Genomic DNA, 15103 nt, shown 5'->3' on the forward strand with positions numbered 1-15103 from the left:
AGGCCGGTCGTCCCCCGGACCTCGCGCGCCGTCGTCGTTGACGGGTGCGAAAGGCGGACCGGATGAGCGACATCTGGATCAAACCGTGCGCCGGGTGATCGCGAAATAGGCCAATACGGAGATCGACGGGCGGGATTTCGCCGTTCCGGCGTACAGCCCGCGCACGGACGGTGAACGGCGCGGGACAGATGGACACAAGTCGCGCTTTGCCGCCCTTTTGCAGTAGACAAGTCTCGTGCCGGAACTTGTGCTTGGCCCGTTGCTGCGCCACGTGGACGCGTCCGCCGCGACCGTCTGGGTGGAGACCTCCGAACCCTGCACCGTCCGAGTGCGGGCCGGTGACGCCTGCTCGGAGGAGCACACCTTCACCGCGCACGGCCACCACTACGCCCTGCTCGACGTCGGCATCGAGGGCCCGGTGGCCTACGAGGTGGAGCTCGACGACCGGCGGGTGTGGCCGGAAGAGGGCCTGCCGCCGAGCGTGATCCGCCCGCTGACCAGCCTCGACCGGCTGATCTTCGGCTCCTGCCGCACCAGCGTCCCGCACGAGGAGCCGTACGTGCGCACGCACGGCCCGGACGTCCTGCGGGCCTACGGCCTGCGCCTGATGGAGTCGCCGGACGAGCGGCCCGACCTGATCCTGCTGCTGGGCGACCAGGTGTACGCCGACGAGCTCACGCCGGGCATGAAGGAGTTCATCGCCGGACGCAGGGACGAGGGCCCCGAGGAGGTCGTCGACTTCGAGGAGTACGCCGAGCTGTACCGGCAGGCGTGGTCCGATCCTGCGGTCCGCTGGCTGATGGCCACGGTCCCCACCCTGATGATCTTCGATGACCACGACGTCAGGGACGACTGGAACACCTCGAACGTCTGGCGCGAGCAGATGGCCGAGGTGCCCTGGTGGGAGCGGCGCATCGTCTCCGCGCTCGGCTCGTACTACGTCTACCAGCACCTGGGCAACCTGCCCCCGGCCGAGCGGGCGGCCGATCCCGTGCTCGCCGCGCTGAAGGCCGACGGGGGCGACGAGGTGCTCGACACCTTCGCCCGGCGGGCCGACCGGGATCCCGACTCGGTGCGCTGGAGCTACCACCGGGACCTGGGCGGCACCCGGCTGATCGTGCTGGACAGCCGCAGCGCCCGGGTGCTGGAGCCGGGACGCCGGCGGATGCTCGACCCCGGGGAGTGGGAGTGGTTCGACAAGCACGCCACCGGCGACTTCGACCACCTGCTCGTCGGCTCCTCGCTGCCGATCCTGCTGCCCTCCGGGATCCACCACGTGGAGAGCTGGAACGAGGCGGTCTGCGACGGCATCTGGGGCCGCAGGGCGGCGCGGTGGGGCGAGCGGGTGCGGCAGTTCCTCGACCTGGAGCACTGGGGGGCCTTCCGCCGGTCGTTCGAGGAGCTCGCGCAGGTGGTGCTGGAGGTCGCCTCGGGCGTTCGGGGGAGGCCGCCCGCGAGCGTCCTGCTGCTGTCGGGCGACGTCCACTACTCCTACATGGCGTCCGTACGGCGCCGGGGCGGCGGGCGGGTCCACCAGATCGTCTGCTCACCGATCCGCAATCCGCTGAGCCGCACGCTGCGCTTCGCCAACATCGTGGCGTCGTTCGGGCTCGCGGGCGTGCTCGGCGGGGTGCTGGCCAGGGCCGGGGGCCTTCCCCGGCCGCCGTTGCGGTGGCGCATCACCAAGGGACCCTGGTTCCCCAACATGATGACCGCCATCGAGCTGGCGCCCGGGGAGGCCGCGGTGACGTGGTTCACCGACACCGGCGATCAGGACTCGGTGCGGATCAGGCCCGAGCCTCCCGCAGCACCGCGCTGAGCTGGTCCACCGCCCAGTCCAGGTCGTCCCGCGAGACGACGAGGGGCGGCGCGAGGCGGATCGTCGAACCGTGCGTGTCCTTGACGAGCACGCCGCGGCGCATGAGCGCCTCGCTGATCTGCCGGCCGGTGCCGAGCGACGGGTCGATGTCGATGCCCGCCCACAGCCCGCGCCCGCGCACGGCCACCACACCGGGGCCGAGGTCCGCCAGCCGCGCGTGCAGGAACGCGCCGAGCTCGCGGGCCCTGGCCTGGTACTCGCCGGTCCGCAGCAGCCCGATCACCGCGTCGCCGACGGCGCACGCCAGCGGGTTGCCGCCGAAGGTGGACCCGTGCTGGCCGGGCCCGATCACGCCCATGACATCGGCGTCGGCGACGACCGCGGAGACCGGGACCACGCCGCCGCCGAGGGCCTTGCCCAGGACGTACAGGTCGGGGACGACGCGTTCGTGGTCGCAGGCGAACGTCTCGCCGGTGCGGCCGAGGCCCGACTGGATCTCGTCGGCCACCATCAGCACGTTGTTGTCGGTGCAGATCTCCCTGACCGCGGCGAGGTAGCCGTCCGGCGGGACCAGCACGCCGGCCTCGCCCTGGATGGGCTCCAGCAGCACGGCCACCGTGTTCTCGTCGATCGCCTCCCTGACCGCTTCGGCCGAGCCGTACTTGACGACCCGGAAGCCGGGGGAGAAGGGACCGAAGCCGTCGCGCGACTCGGGGTCGGTGGAGAAGCCCACGATGGTCGTGGTGCGGCCGTGGAAGTTGTCCTCCATCACGACGATGTTGGCCTGGCCGGGGGCGACGCCCTTGACCTCGTAGCCCCACTTGCGGGCGACCTTGATCGCGGTCTCGACGGCCTCCGCGCCGGTGTTCATCGGCAGGACCATGTCCTTGCCGCACAGCTCGGAAAGGCCGGTCACGAACTCGGCGAACCGGTCGTGGTAGAACGCCCGGCTGGTCAGCGTCAGCCGGTCGAGCTGCTCGCGGGCGGCGGTGAGGATCTCCGGGTTGCTGTGGCCGAAGTTCAGCGAGGAGTAGCCGGCCAGGCAGTCGAGATACCGCTTGCCCTCCACGTCGGTGACCCAGGCGCCCTCGGCCGAGCTGATCACGACGGGCAGCGGGTGGTAGTTGTGCGCGCTGCGGCTCTCGCTGAGCCGGATCAGTTCCTCGCTGTTCATCGAATCTCCCTGTTCGGCCGGATCTCGAGGGTGCAGCACTTGGGCCCGCCGCCGGCCTTGCGCAGCTCGCCGAGGTCCACCGGGACGACCTCGAAGCCGCGGCGCTTGAGTTCCAGGGCCAGCTCGGTCGCCTCGGCGTTGACGACGACGTTGCGGCCGTCGCTCACCGCGTTGAGGCCCAGCACCTCCGCGTCCGCGGACGTGGCGATCACGGCGTCGGGGAACAGCCGCCGCAGCACCTTCCTGCTGCCTTCGCTGAACGCCTCCGGATAGTACGCGACGTTGTGGCCGTCCAGCGGGAACAGGGCGGTGTCGAGGTGGTAGAACCTCGGGTCGACCAGGCGCAGCGTGACGACCGGCCGGCCGAGGAACTCCTGGGCCTCCATGTGCGCCGCCACGTCGGTGCGGAAGCCCGTCCCGGCCAGGATCATCTCGTCGAGCGTCAGGTAGTCGCCCTCGCCCTCGTTGGTGAAGGACGCATCCAGTGTCTCGTATCCCTGTTCGGCGAACCACCGCAGGTAGGCGGGGCCCTCGGCGGCGCGCTCCGGGTGCGCGAACCTCGCCCCGTAGACCCGTCCGTCCACGACCAGCGCGCCGTTCGCGGCGAACACCATGTCCGGCAGGCCCTCGATCGGGTCGATCAAACTCACGGTGTGGCCCAGGCTCTCGTACGCCTGCCGGAGGGTGTCCCACTGCCGCAACGCCCTGGTCGTGTCGGTGTCCCTCTCGGGATGCATCCAGGGGTTGATGGAATACGAGACCGTGAAGAACTCGGGCCGGCACATCAGGAAATGCCGGACCGTTCCCGTACGACCACTGTCGGTGGTCTCGGTGGCTGGCGCGAGCGTCATCGTCGACTCCAAGCGGAAAACCGGGTGAACGGGACTTCAGCGTAGGAATCGGAAGCCGACAATCCAATGCGCCCACGTTGCGATCACGTGTGGATCGGTTGCGTCCTTCACCCGTTTTGCAGCGATCCGTTAACCAGCCGCGACAGCACGATCGAACTCTTGGTGCGCACCACGAAAGGTTCGGCCGCCAGGCGCTCGATCACCCGCTCGACGTGCCGTACGTCGGTCGCGCGGATGTGCAGCAGCGCGTCGGCCTCGCCGGTCACCGTGCAGGCGGAGACGACCTCCGGGTGCCGGGACACGGCCATGCCGATCTCCGCCGGTGAGGTCTTGCCCCGGCAGTACAGCTCGACGTACGCCTCGGTGGTCCAGCCGAGGGCCGAGGGTTCCACTCTGGCGCTGAATCCGGTGATCGCGCCGCTGGCGACGAGCCGGTCGACCCGCCTCTTCACGGCCGGAGCCGACAGCCCCACCTGAGCGCCTATCTCGGCGTAGGTCGCCCGGGCGTCCTCGACAAGGGCCCGGATTATGGCGCGGTCAAGCTCGTCCAACCTCACGTGGACCTGTATACAGCCGCGGGACCCGGCCTGCTCCCACGCCCGCCCCGCGCCGTGCCTGCTCCCGCGCCTGCGCCGGGCTGGCGCCGTGGCTGCTCCCGAGCCCGTGCCGGGGGCACGCGCAGGGCGCGGACCCCCTCGCCTGGCCCGCGCCCTGTCGCCGACGGCGGGTGGTCAGGCCGCCTCGCAGATCAGCTCGGCCGCCCTGGCCAGCAGATCCGTGTAGACGGTCGGGTCATCGGCGTCGATGACCGGGAACCCCACGCCGAAGTCGCCGTTGACCCACCGTGCTCGCACGCCGGGATTCGCGACGTCGGTCCCGTCGTACAGGAACACATGGGGGCTGCAGTTGACCCGGCCGTGCCGGGCCGTCTCGAACTGATCCATCACCGCCCGCCGGGCACGGCCGTCGTCGAGCGCCTCGGCCAGCGCCCCGACGTCGACCACCCCGGTGGAGGCCGCGACGTCGAGGATCTCGTGCCGCAGCGAGATGCACCGGCCCTCGGCCCAGAAGGCCCGGCGCAGCCCCAGGTCGAGCTGTTCCGAGGCGTGCAGGCTCTGCGCCTTCGCCGCCTGCACGGCCTCCAGGGGCGGCAGCATCGTGACCGGATAGGTCCAGTCGGGCCCCTGCCACAGCCGCCAGCCGGCGCCGGGGTCGAGCGCGCCGACCACCGACACCTCCGAGTCCACCCCCGGACGCTCGTTCACCGTCCGGTTGAACAGCTCCAGCGGGAAGCAACGGTGGTCGAACCACAGCCGTCCCTCCAGGCCGAGCCGCCGGCGCGCCTCGTGCAGGCGGTAGACGGCCAGGTGGGCGAAGGAGCAGTTGAGGTCGGAGAAGACCACGATCGTGTCGAGCGAGTCGGGCAGCCGCGGATCCCTGTTCATCTCGTATCACCTCCGGTCGGTACGGCCGTCCGCTCGGGGAACAGCCGGCACAGCACGGCGTAGAGCAGCGCCGCCGTGCAGAACGGCACCAGGCAGCTCAGGTCCACCCCGCCCGCCAGCCGGGCGAACGGGCCGGTGTAGATCGTGTTGTCCACGAACAGCAGCCCGAGGACCACCGCGGGCGCGAACGCCCCAAGGGCCCGGAGGTTGAACCCCCCGGTGAACCAGTACCTGCCCCGGTCGGCGGGCCGGGCGAAGCCGTACAGGTCATCGGGGTGGTACCGGCCCCGACGCAGGGCGAGTCCGACCAGCATGATCGCGGTCCACGGCGAGACGAGGACGAGCAGGATCAGCACGAACGTCGAGATCGACTCGATGGCGTCGAAGACGATCGCCCCGACGTAGAGGGTGGCGACGCCGAGCGCCCACATCAGCCACGTCGCGGCGGCGCGGGGGAGCCGCCACAGGAGGGAGTTGGCCGACAGCCCCGCCGCGTACAGGCACAGTGCCGCCTGCGGCAGCGTGCCGGCGAACCCGAAGGCGATCACCACGACCGCGAACCAGCGGGGCACGGCGTCGGCCACCCCGAGGATCCAGGGCGCCGAGCCGTCCGTCAGCATCGTCGTGACGTAGGCGCCGCCGACAAGGGCGATCGCGTTGCTCACGTACATCGCCGCGCCGTTGTACACCACCGCCGTCCGGTCGCGGACCTGGGGCGACAGGTAGCGGCTGTAGTCGCCCTGGAACGTCGAGTACGACACCGGCAGCGTGGCGCTGAAGGACACGGCCAGCAGCCAGGTCCGCCAGAAGTCGCCCAGCGCGTACTGCCCGCCCGCGTACGCCGGGTCGAAGTCGGGCAGCAGCACCACGACCAGCGCCAGCAGCACCAGTCCGCCGATCACCGTCATGACTTTGTACGTCGCCAGCAGCGCGCCGTATCCGAACACCGCGACCACCACGACGGCCAGTGCCATCAGCGGCATCGTGACGGCCAGCCCGGCCGGGCCGGCCGGGGTGCCGAGCACCCGCTGGGCGGCCGCGAGGATGGCCGTCGCGCCCGTCCACACCGCGATCGAGAAGAACCCGATCGCGACCACGATCGTGATGACGTTGGCGACGACCCGGCCGCGCACGCCGAAGTGGGCGCCGCTGGACACCGCGTCGTTGGCGCCGGTGCGCTTGCCGAACAGCACGAGCGGTGCGAACACCGCCGTGCCGATCAGCAGCCCCACCAGGATCGCGGTGACGGAGGCCGTCCAGCTCAGGCCGAAGCTCACCGGCACCGAGCCGAGCACCACCGTGCCGAAGGAGAACTGGGCCGAGTGCCAGATCCACAGGAACTCGCGCGGCGAGGCGGTCCGCTCGCCGTCCGGGATCCGGCCGACGCCGTGCGTCTCCACCCGCGTGCTCTGCCCGGTGACCGGGGCGGGCAGCTCGCGGGTGGTCACGGAGCACCCGCCTCGGGCAGGACGGCCTCGGCGTACGCCGCCGCCTCCGCCGCCGACCGAGGAGACGCGGCGTCCTCGGGCAGTAGCGTGACGCGCAGCGATCCGCACGGCGGGCCGGCCACCTGCTGCCCGGTGAGCAGGTCGAACGTGGAGTGGTGCAGCGGGCAGGTGATCCGCAGCGTCCGCCCGTTGAGGTAGCCGTAGCGCAGCCGCCCCTTGCGGTGGGGACACTCCGCCTGGGTCAGCACCCGCCTGCCCGCCACCTCGATGAGCAGGAGGTCGGGCGCGATCTGGCGCAGCGAGACGGGCCGGCCCGTGTCCTGGGTCATGCGGGCACCTTCCTCGCCCTGCCCACCGCGGCCTCCGTCGCCTCCGCGATGACGGCGCTGGTCAGCGTGACGCCGGTCCACACCTTGGCCAGGTCGACCTCGCGGTGCTCGCCCAGCGCCCGTATCGCGGTCTGCATCTGCTTGGAGTGGAAGCTGTCGATGTACAGATGTTCTGTGTAATAGCGGTCGTTGCTGATGCCGAGCCGTTTCGCCGCGGCCGCGAAGGGCTTAAAGGCGTACAGCACGCTGGCCTCGAAGTAGGCGTACGCGCCGAGGAAGTACTCCGGCTCCGGCGCCCGATCGGCCAGCCAGTGGAACAGGTTGACGTACGCGAAGCTGGCCTCCCCGGCCCGGTCCACGTAGTGCTGTAGATCGGCGGGCATGCCCAGCTCGGTCACGAGGTCGCGGTAGAGCCGCGAGTGCTCCATGTCGTCGTTGCCGCAGCCGAACTCGTCGATGAGCACGCGCAGCACGGCCATGCGCGCCTTCGACGGCAGGCGCCGCAGGATCCCGATGTGGGACTGCGACTCCACCAGGCCGTCGACGGCGAACTCCGCGACCACCGTCTTGAACTGGTCGAGGGTGGCCTCCTCCGCCAGGAAGCGCTCGTCGCCGGAGGGGTTGGCCTGCTCCTTGCCCAGCAGGTCGTGGAGCGCGTCGATCAGCTCGATGCGGAACCCGAAGCGGGGAGCGCGCTCCTCGTGCTCGGCGGCGAGAGGCACCACCCAGTCGCGCTCGATCTCGCACAGCTCGGCGTACCTCTCGGGGGTGAGGACCGAGCGGTTGTAGACGTAGAGCCGCTTCTGGACGGAGTCTCCGGGCCGGACCTCCAACATCCCGCTCACCCCGCTTCCTCGACGACCGCATCGGTGTCGATGACCCCGCGGCGGTGCAGTTCCTTCTTCAGGTGCCGGTACCAGTCGTCGTGGAACAGGCCGTACCGCTCGCAGGTCGCGTCGATCTCCCGCTGCCGCTCCGTGGACGGCTGGGCCAGCATGGCGTTGGCGAGGCCGGGCTCCAGGTTGGCCAGGGGACCGATGAAGCCGGCGACGCCGCCGGGTCCCGTCACCTCGTGCAGGAGGTTCTCCCAGCCCTCGAACACCGGGATCTCGGGGACCGCGGCGACGAGCTTCCTGGTGAACTCGGCCGACCCGCTGGACTCCTTGATGCCGACGACGCCGGGCAGGGCGCAGACGCGCACCAGCGTGTCCAGTTCGATCTGGTTGCCCGACAGGGCCTTCTCGTTGTAGATGAACAGCGGGACCGGCACGGCCTCCCGGATCGCCCGGTAGTGCTCGTAGATCGCCTCCTGCGCCAGGTCCGGCGAGAAGGGGGTGGTGACGGCGATGGCCGCGACGCCGAGGGCCTGGGCCTCCTTCGCCCTGGCGATCACCTCCTCGGTGGTCGGCGACTGCACGCCGGCCAGGACGGGCAGCCCGTCCGCGTGGCGGACGGTGTAGGCGACCACGTCCTGCCACTGCCGATCCGACAGCTTCCACCCCTCGCCGGTGGACAGGGCGGGCATCAGCCCGGTGACCTCGCTCCCGAGAGACCCGACGAGCCGCCGTACGCTCTGCTCGGACACCTCGCCCGCCTCGGTCAGGGGCGTGACCATGGGGACGATCGTCCCCGAGTGCTTTGCTGGATACACGGGTCACCTCACAGGTCGTCGACGTCGACTCGCAGGGCCAAGGACCGCTCGTAGAGCCGTTCGAGCGGCGCCGGGAACACCGGTTCGTCGTCGGACGGCTTCACGGGCTCCACCGGCAGGACCGGCAGGTCGGGGCGCAGGCTCAGCCGGGGGCTGGCCGTGACCACGACCGTGTCGCGGCGCATCGCCATCGCCACGAGCAGCCGCTCGTGCAGCGGAAGGCCCGACAGCACCCCGGCATCGAGGGCCAGGCGCAGGTCCTGCTCGTCGTAGCCGATGCGGTCGATGGCCATGTCGGAGTGCAGGTTGTCCATGAACGGGTAGTACTCGTCCTGCACCTGGCGGGGGTACCGCCAGACCAGGTCGTCGCACCGCCCCACGTGCTCCAGGCTCATCAGGACGTGGCCGCCGGACAGCCGCTCGGTGAAGAAGCGCTTGCACCCCCGCCGGACCTCGTCGTCGCGGTTGTGCATGCCCATGAACAGGGCGGCGTCGAGGAAGGGCTCACCGCTCATAGCCGAGCAGCACCTCACGCATCCGGTGCATGGCGCAGGAGAAGGTGCCGGGCCGGCGGGCGAGGGCGACGCGGATGTAGCGCTCGCCCTTCGCGGGGTCGTTCCAGTAGAAGTACGTGCCGGGCAGCACGTAGACCTCGTCCTGCAGCAGCCGCTCCTGCAACTCGCTCGCGGTGAGGTCCTCCGGCTTGATGCGGAACCACGCGACGCTCGTGTTCACCACGGGCTCGACGTACTCGAGGATGGTGCCCTGGACGGCCTTGACGGCCATCGCCCGGTTGTCGGTGATCACGTCGCGTACCGAGGCGAAGTTGTCCTCGATCGAGTCCTCGACGTACTGGGTGAGGAAGTTGAGGACGAACGGCGAGACGTTCAGCAGGACGGCCGTCTGGATGTTGTAGACCTCCTCCTTGATGTCGTCGCTGACCGTGAGCATCGCGCACTTGGCGTCCTGCACCGGCCAGGTCTTGCCGGTGTCCTCCAGCGCCATGTAGGAGACGCCCGACTCCTCCAGCAGCTTGTAGATGTCGATGCGCCCGATCTTCTCGTCGCACAGCGCGAACGAGGCGAAGCACAGGTCGAGCATCAGCAGCTTGCCGTGGTCCTTGCAGTAGCGGATGACCTCGCGGAACCCGTCCATCCCGTACTGCAGGAGGCTGAATCCGGTCGGGTTGTTCGGGTCGACCAGATAGAGCGCGTCTGTTTCCAGCGTGCTCAGGTTCGAGTAAATGCGCGCCGGATCGGCGAGCGACTCCTCAGGCAGTGCGGTGAGCTCGACCTTCATGTGCTTGAGCAGATCGACGAGATTGTCGAAGCACGGCTCGATGAGGCCGACCGACATGTTCCGCTGCATCAGGTACATGGCGGCGACCATTGTGGACACGCTGGCCGAATACGACAGCCAGGTTTTGCCGGCGGCGGCCGCGGTGGGCTGCTTGTGCAGGCGGAAGAAGGCGTCGATGAATCGGCGCTCGAAATACGCCTGCTGGTTTTCCTCGGACTCGTACCACAGGTCGGGGAGACGGGCGACGATCTTGTCCTGGCCGGCCGACTGACGCTGGTGGGTGTGGGCGTCGGCGAGGTTCCATCGAGTTTTCAGGGCCTGGATCTCGTGCTGGGTGAGGTCGACGAACCCGGCCACATCCGGTGCCGTACCGGACGCGCTGAGGGGCGTCTCTTCGATTTCCGAACCGACATTGTTCATGACAGATCCCTTCACTGGTGCGGAACATGGAGTAGCGCAAGAGTGGTGCGGGAAGACATGCGTCAGAGGCGGCGGCTTCGCCGCGAGCTCCTTCTTACGGAGAAGCAGGGAGGGGATTCACTCCCGTGTTTTGCCCGTGCTGGGGTGCCGGGCGATTGCGTTAGAAAGGTACGTTCTCACTCACAGTGGAGTCAACGGTGAGACGGGAAATCAATCTTTCTGGATTTCCAGAATTGCTTCGGTTCGGCGTCATCGGACGCTGACTGTGAGTAGTGGAAATTCGCGTTGAATATCTCGGTAATGAGGGTCGTCCATAAAGAATCGGCGCGCGTCGACGTCCCGGCGCGCGCCGACGAAAATACCGGTCGCGTGCTGCGCCGGCGGGCCGTCCGGGTCCGCCGGCGTTCTGTGTCCCCGTGAGAGGACCGTTCTGTGCGTCGGGAATAAGGCTGCTATGTGCCCCCGCGATGCTCTGTGCCCCAGTAGAGGGGTGTTCTGTGTTTTCGGATGAGGGGTGTTCTGTATCCCCGGGAGAGGGCTTCGGTCAGGCGGCCGCGCGCTTGAGGATGTCCTCGTACACGCTCGGATCGTCTGAGGAGACGACGGGCCAGCCGATGCCGTACGAACCCACCCAGCCGACCTCGATTCCGGGGTTGGGGTGGTCGGTGCCGTCCGGCAGGAACAGGTGCGGGCTGCAGTTCACCCGGTCGGTCGCCGAGATGGCGGCCTGTTCGGACAGCGTCCTGCGGGCCCGGCCGTCGTCGAGCGCGGCCGCCAAGGCGTCCACGTCCACCACGCCGGTGGACGCGGCGGCGTCCAGGATGACCTTGCGATGGCTGATGCACCGGGACTCGGCCCAGAATGCCTTCCGCAGCGCCAGGTCGAGCTGCTCCGACGCCGTGAATCCCTGCTCCTTGGCCGCCTGGACGGCCTCCAGCGCGGGCAGCGTGGTGGACGGGTAGAGCCAGTCCTTCGCCTGCCACAGCTGCCACCCCGCGTCGGGCTCCAGCGCGGCCATCCGGCCCACCTCGCTGTCGGTCCCCGGCCGGGGACTGGGCGCGTCGTTGAGGAGCTCCAGCGGGAAGGCGCGGTGGTCGAACCGGACCCGGTCGGTCAGGCCCAGCCGCTCCCGGGTCCTGTGGAGCCGGTGTACGGCTATGTGCGCGAAGGAGCACCAGATATCCGAGAAGATAACGATGGTGCCGGGTTCCGGGGTCAGTGTCGTCGTCATCGACGTTCTCCTTGTGTCGTGCCTCGTGTCGCTCAGGCCGCGCCGGCGCTGAGCGTCGCCCCCTCGTGCTTGGCGAGCACGGCCTCCACCAGCACGTCCTCATCCGGCAGCCACGGGGTCATGGAAGGCACCTCACGCAGCGTCTTCACGAGCGTCTCGGTGCCCTCCACGACGGTGGCGCCGTGCGAGCTGAGGATGTGCCGGGGGGCGAGCCGGAGCAGGTCGTCGAGCACGATGTCGAACTTGGCCGGGTCGGCCAGTGCGGTCCAGGGGGCGTTGGCCCTGGTGAACAGGGCCATCCCGGCGAGGTAGTCGCTCTCCGGGATGTCCTGGGCGTCCTCCGCCAGTGTCGGCAGGATCGCGCCGAAGCTGTCCGCGCTGAACAGCGAACGGGTGGCGTGATCGTAGAGGGCGAGAGTTGAGGGGGAGTCGTAGGCGGGCGGGCGCAGCAGGGAGACGATCCTGCCCCCGAGGTCGAGCGTGCGGCCGGGGTTGACCTGCAGGACGCGGTTCGGGGGCACGTCCCACTCCTCGCCGAGCCGCGCGACGGCCAGGCCGTTCGTGATGACCTTGGCCTGCGGCGCCGCCATGAGGACTTCCTTGAGGTTGCCCGCGTGGTCCCTGTCGTCGTGCGTGAGCACGATCCAGCGCAGGTCGGCCGGGTCGACCAGGGACCACAGGGCCTGCTCGAAGTAGCCGCGGTCGATCGCCATGCCGGTGTCGACGAGGATCGGCTGCGGGCCGCGGATCAGGTAGGCGTTCACCGGCAGCAGGCCGGCGCCGTTGATCGGGAGGGACGACGGCAGCGTGGTGATGCCGGGTGTCGCCTCATATGAGTTGCGCAGATAGGAGGTCATGGAGGGGGGTCCTTTCCGCGGTGAGCTGACTCAGGTGAGGTGAATCAGGTGAGCTGGACCAGCACCGAGCCGACGATGAGCAGGGCGAGACCGGACAGGCGCGGCGCGTTGAGCGGGCGGCGGGGCAGTCGCAGGAAGCCGTAGTTGTCGATCACCGCCGAGGCGACCTGCTGGCCGGTCACGGTCAGCGCCACGGTGGTGGCGGCGCCGATCGTCGGGATGAGCGTGAAGGTCGCGGTGACATACGCCGCGGCGCAGGCGCCGCCGAGCCAGCCCCACCAGGGCATCGTGCGCAGCCCGCCGAGCTGCGGCCGGGGGGTGCGGCGCGTCGCCAGCAGGACGAGCAGCACCACGGCGATGGTGATCGTGGCCACGATGAAGCTGATCATCGCGGTGGTCACCGGCTCGTGGATGTCCTTGCGCAGCTCGGCGTTGACCGCTCCCTGCACCGGCAGGACCGCACCGGCCACGATGCCCAGCAGGATCCAGCCGCTCTGGCCGAGGCTCCCGCTGCTGCGTACGGCCGTAGGCGCCGCGGCGGTGACGGTGGCCGTCCCCCCACGGGCGGCCGTGCCGGCCGCGCCGCCGGGCGCCGGTCCAGCCGCGGGCGGCGACTGGGCCGGGCGCTGTCCCCGGATGATGACCGTGATGCCGGCGAGGACCGCGAGCGCGCCGAGCGCGATGCCGACGCTGAGCGGCTTGCGCGTGATGCCGAACAGGCCGAACAGGTCGAGCCCCAGCGACGCGAACATCTGGCCGGTCACGAACAGGCCCGCCGCGGCCAGCGCGCCGAGGCGGGGGAAGAGCAGGATCCCGCTGGTGATGTAGAGCGGGCTGGCCAGACCCCCGAGCAGGTGCCAGAAGGGTACGCCGGGAATGAAGCGGACCGCGCCGATCGCGCCGACGGCGACCGCGAGGAGGGCCAGCAGGGCCGTCGCCACGCCCAACTGCAGGGTCGAGGCGCCGTACGGCGTCCCCACGGCCTTGTTGAGCTGGAGATTCACCGAGGCTTGCACTGCTAGTAAGCAGCCGACCAGCAGCGCCGAGGCGAGGAACAGGGCATGCATCGCGATCCCTCTTCTAGAGAACCGGATTTCGAGAAGCCGGATCAGAACCGGACATGGTGTCCGGATGAGCGTAAGACAAAGTGGACGCGATGTCCACATAGTTCTGGCAGGGGGCTACCATGGCCTCATGGCCAACGGGTTGATGGATCCCGGCGGGAATCGGAGGAACGGCCGCGTTCCGTCGGAGGGGACCATCCCGGCCGGCGCCGGCCGGGAACTGCCCGTGCTCGACCTCGAACCGGGTCCCCCGGCGCCGGTACGGGAACGGGCCGACGCCGCGCGCAACCGCATGCGCGTGCTGAAGGCGGCCGAACAGCTCTTCGCGACGAGGGACGCGCGGCACGTCACGATGGACGAGATCGCCAAGGCGGCGGGGGTGGGACGGGCCACGCTCTACCGGCGCTATCCGGACCCCGCGTCGATCGCGACGGCTCTCCTCGACGAGCACGAGCGGCAGGTGCAGGGACACATCCTGAACGGCCCGCCGCCGCTCGGCCCGGGGGCCTGCCCGGCCGACCGGCTGGCCGCGTTCTATGTCGCCATGATCGACCTACTGGAGCGTCACCTGCACCTCGTGCTAGGAGCCGAGATCGGGAGCGCGCGGTTCGGCACCGGCGCCTACCGCTTCTGGCGCGCGCACGTGCGGATGCTGATGACCGAGGCGCGGGTGCCGGACCCGGAGGGGATGGCGGACGCCGCGCTGGCGCCGCTCGCGCCCGAGGTCTACCAGTTCCAGCGGCACACCTTGGGCCTGTCGCAGGCCCGCATCACCGAGGCGCTGGTGTGGAGCGCTCGGCGACTCGCGGGAGGCTGAGCGTTCCCGGCTCGGGCCGCGGGCAATAGCCGCCGACCCCGCGCTCCAGGAGGTCGAAGGCGCGCTCGGCGTGCTCCCTGACGTCCGCCCTGATCAGCGCCGCGTCCTCGCCTGCCGTCTGCCGCATGGCGAAGTGGCGGGTCAGCGTGCGGACGGCGGCGCAGATCTGCGCCGCCACCAGACGGGGGGTCAGGTCGTCGGGATCGGCGTCGGTCTCCTCGGCGAGCGTCCGGGCCAGCCGGTCCTCCCGGTTGACATCGAGCATGCGCACCCGTGACTGGAGCGCCAAGCTTTCCCGCACCCGCTGCGTGAACAGGTCCAGGCCCTCGCTCATCCCGTAACGCCAGTCGCCGGCGTCGAGGGCCTCGAAGAAGTCGCGCCGCACCGCCTCGACCGCCGTCTCGCCCGCGCGGCGCTCGCGCACGGCCCGGGCCAGCATGTCCTCGCTCTCCTCGCCGCGGTCGAGGAACAGGTCCTCCTTGGTGCGGAAGTAGTTGAACACCGTGTTGACCGACACGTCGGCGGCTCTGGCCACCTCGGCCACGGTGACGTTGTCGAACCCGCGTTGCAGGAACAGCCCCATCGCCACGTCGGCGATCCGCTGCCGGGTCTCCCGCTTCTTCCGCTCCCGCAGGCCCTCTGCCACGCCTCGATTGTAAGGGCGAGCACAAACTTTAAGTGACACCAAATTTGGTGTT

16 protein-coding genes are annotated in these 15103 nt (G+C 69.9%); 2 read left to right on the top strand and 14 right to left on the bottom strand.

Annotation, left to right across the window (positions count from 1 at the left end; translation table 11 throughout):
- Nucleotides 1–235: 235 nt before the first annotated feature.
- On the top strand, nucleotides 236–1819 hold the full coding sequence (locus FLX07_RS04785; RefSeq protein ID WP_142568223.1) for an alkaline phosphatase D family protein: 1584 nt from the start codon (nucleotides 236–238) through the stop codon (nucleotides 1817–1819).
- Here FLX07_RS04785 and rocD read toward each other — a convergent pair.
- From rocD to FLX07_RS04850, 13 genes are all read right to left on the bottom strand, one after another.
- Complete coding sequence (rocD, locus tag FLX07_RS04790; RefSeq protein ID WP_142568224.1) at nucleotides 1788–2993, bottom strand: ornithine--oxo-acid transaminase; 1206 nt, start codon at nucleotides 2991–2993, stop codon at nucleotides 1788–1790. The two genes, FLX07_RS04785 and rocD, sit on opposite strands and share 32 nt — an antisense overlap.
- Nucleotides 2990–3844, bottom strand: coding sequence for a dimethylargininase (ddaH, locus tag FLX07_RS04795; protein WP_142568225.1), 855 nt, complete (start codon nucleotides 3842–3844; stop codon nucleotides 2990–2992). The genes rocD and ddaH overlap by 4 nt, the downstream gene beginning before the upstream one ends.
- 107 nt (nucleotides 3845–3951) lie before the next feature.
- On the bottom strand, nucleotides 3952–4401 hold the full coding sequence (locus FLX07_RS04800; RefSeq protein WP_142568226.1) for an Lrp/AsnC family transcriptional regulator: 450 nt from the start codon (nucleotides 4399–4401) through the stop codon (nucleotides 3952–3954).
- Between the two features lie 174 nt (nucleotides 4402–4575).
- Complete coding sequence (locus FLX07_RS04805; protein ID WP_142568227.1) at nucleotides 4576–5289, bottom strand: DsbA family oxidoreductase; 714 nt, start codon at nucleotides 5287–5289, stop codon at nucleotides 4576–4578.
- Nucleotides 5286–6737, bottom strand: a complete 1452-nt coding sequence (locus tag FLX07_RS04810) for a purine-cytosine permease family protein (protein ID WP_208762081.1) — start codon at nucleotides 6735–6737, stop codon at nucleotides 5286–5288. Before FLX07_RS04810 ends, FLX07_RS04805 begins: the two co-directional genes overlap by 4 nt.
- Nucleotides 6734–7066, bottom strand: a complete 333-nt coding sequence (locus tag FLX07_RS04815) for a Rieske (2Fe-2S) protein (RefSeq protein ID WP_142568228.1) — start codon at nucleotides 7064–7066, stop codon at nucleotides 6734–6736. Before FLX07_RS04815 ends, FLX07_RS04810 begins: the two co-directional genes overlap by 4 nt.
- Nucleotides 7063–7902, bottom strand: coding sequence for an iron-containing redox enzyme family protein (locus tag FLX07_RS04820; RefSeq protein ID WP_142568879.1), 840 nt, complete (start codon nucleotides 7900–7902; stop codon nucleotides 7063–7065). Before FLX07_RS04820 ends, FLX07_RS04815 begins: the two co-directional genes overlap by 4 nt.
- Nucleotides 7903–7907: 5 nt before the next feature.
- Nucleotides 7908–8717 carry a dihydrodipicolinate synthase family protein gene (locus FLX07_RS04825; RefSeq protein ID WP_268239469.1) on the bottom strand — a complete coding sequence of 270 codons (810 nt, stop codon included), beginning with the start codon at nucleotides 8715–8717 and terminating at the stop codon, nucleotides 7908–7910.
- Nucleotides 8718–8725: 8 nt separating this feature from the next.
- Entirely contained in the window at nucleotides 8726–9232 is a 507-nt protein-coding gene (locus FLX07_RS04830; protein WP_142568230.1) for a DUF6190 family protein, read from the bottom strand.
- Nucleotides 9222–10436, bottom strand: coding sequence for an aminotransferase class I/II-fold pyridoxal phosphate-dependent enzyme (locus FLX07_RS04835; RefSeq protein ID WP_208762083.1), 1215 nt, complete (start codon nucleotides 10434–10436; stop codon nucleotides 9222–9224). The genes FLX07_RS04830 and FLX07_RS04835 overlap by 11 nt, the downstream gene beginning before the upstream one ends.
- Nucleotides 10437–10980: 544 nt before the next feature.
- Complete coding sequence (locus FLX07_RS04840; RefSeq protein ID WP_142568231.1) at nucleotides 10981–11667, bottom strand: DsbA family oxidoreductase; 687 nt, start codon at nucleotides 11665–11667, stop codon at nucleotides 10981–10983.
- 32 nt (nucleotides 11668–11699) lie between these two features.
- Nucleotides 11700–12524: an MBL fold metallo-hydrolase gene (locus FLX07_RS04845; RefSeq protein WP_142568232.1), complete on the bottom strand. Its 825-nt coding sequence runs from the start codon at nucleotides 12522–12524 to the stop codon at nucleotides 11700–11702.
- A gap of 44 nt (nucleotides 12525–12568) precedes the next feature.
- Entirely contained in the window at nucleotides 12569–13591 is a 1023-nt protein-coding gene (locus tag FLX07_RS04850) for a DMT family transporter (protein WP_142568233.1), read from the bottom strand.
- Between the two features lie 127 nt (nucleotides 13592–13718).
- On the opposite strand from FLX07_RS04850, the gene FLX07_RS04855 reads away from it, so the two are divergent.
- On the top strand, nucleotides 13719–14405 hold the full coding sequence (locus tag FLX07_RS04855) for a TetR/AcrR family transcriptional regulator (protein WP_223852728.1): 687 nt from the start codon (nucleotides 13719–13721) through the stop codon (nucleotides 14403–14405).
- On the opposite strand, the gene FLX07_RS04860 is transcribed toward FLX07_RS04855, so the two are convergent.
- Nucleotides 14359–15051, bottom strand: coding sequence for a TetR/AcrR family transcriptional regulator (locus FLX07_RS04860; RefSeq protein WP_142568234.1), 693 nt, complete (start codon nucleotides 15049–15051; stop codon nucleotides 14359–14361). The genes FLX07_RS04855 and FLX07_RS04860 overlap by 47 nt on opposite strands.
- Nucleotides 15052–15103: the final 52 nt, after the last annotated feature.

The sequence above is a fragment of the Microbispora bryophytorum genome, assembly GCF_006874465.1.
GTDB lineage: Bacteria > Actinomycetota > Actinomycetes > Streptosporangiales > Streptosporangiaceae > Microbispora > Microbispora bryophytorum.

Coding starts and splice junctions, on each gene's coding strand:
- FLX07_RS04830 (WP_142568230.1), bottom strand. CDS start 9,232: ATGAGCGGTGAGCCCTTCCTCGACGCCGCCCTGTTCATGGGCATGCAC.
- FLX07_RS04850 (WP_142568233.1), bottom strand. CDS start 13,591: ATGCATGCCCTGTTCCTCGCCTCGGCGCTGCTGGTCGGCTGCTTACTA.
- FLX07_RS04845 (WP_142568232.1), bottom strand. CDS start 12,524: ATGACCTCCTATCTGCGCAACTCATATGAGGCGACACCCGGCATCACC.
- FLX07_RS04820 (WP_142568879.1), bottom strand. CDS start 7,902: ATGTTGGAGGTCCGGCCCGGAGACTCCGTCCAGAAGCGGCTCTACGTC.
- FLX07_RS04815 (WP_142568228.1), bottom strand. CDS start 7,066: ATGACCCAGGACACGGGCCGGCCCGTCTCGCTGCGCCAGATCGCGCCC.
- rocD (WP_142568224.1), bottom strand. CDS start 2,993: ATGAACAGCGAGGAACTGATCCGGCTCAGCGAGAGCCGCAGCGCGCAC.
- FLX07_RS04840 (WP_142568231.1), bottom strand. CDS start 11,667: ATGACGACGACACTGACCCCGGAACCCGGCACCATCGTTATCTTCTCG.
- FLX07_RS04835 (WP_208762083.1), bottom strand. CDS start 10,436: ATGAACAATGTCGGTTCGGAAATCGAAGAGACGCCCCTCAGCGCGTCC.
- FLX07_RS04805 (WP_142568227.1), bottom strand. CDS start 5,289: ATGAACAGGGATCCGCGGCTGCCCGACTCGCTCGACACGATCGTGGTC.
- ddaH (WP_142568225.1), bottom strand. CDS start 3,844: ATGACGCTCGCGCCAGCCACCGAGACCACCGACAGTGGTCGTACGGGA.
- FLX07_RS04855 (WP_223852728.1), top strand. CDS start 13,719: ATGGCCAACGGGTTGATGGATCCCGGCGGGAATCGGAGGAACGGCCGC.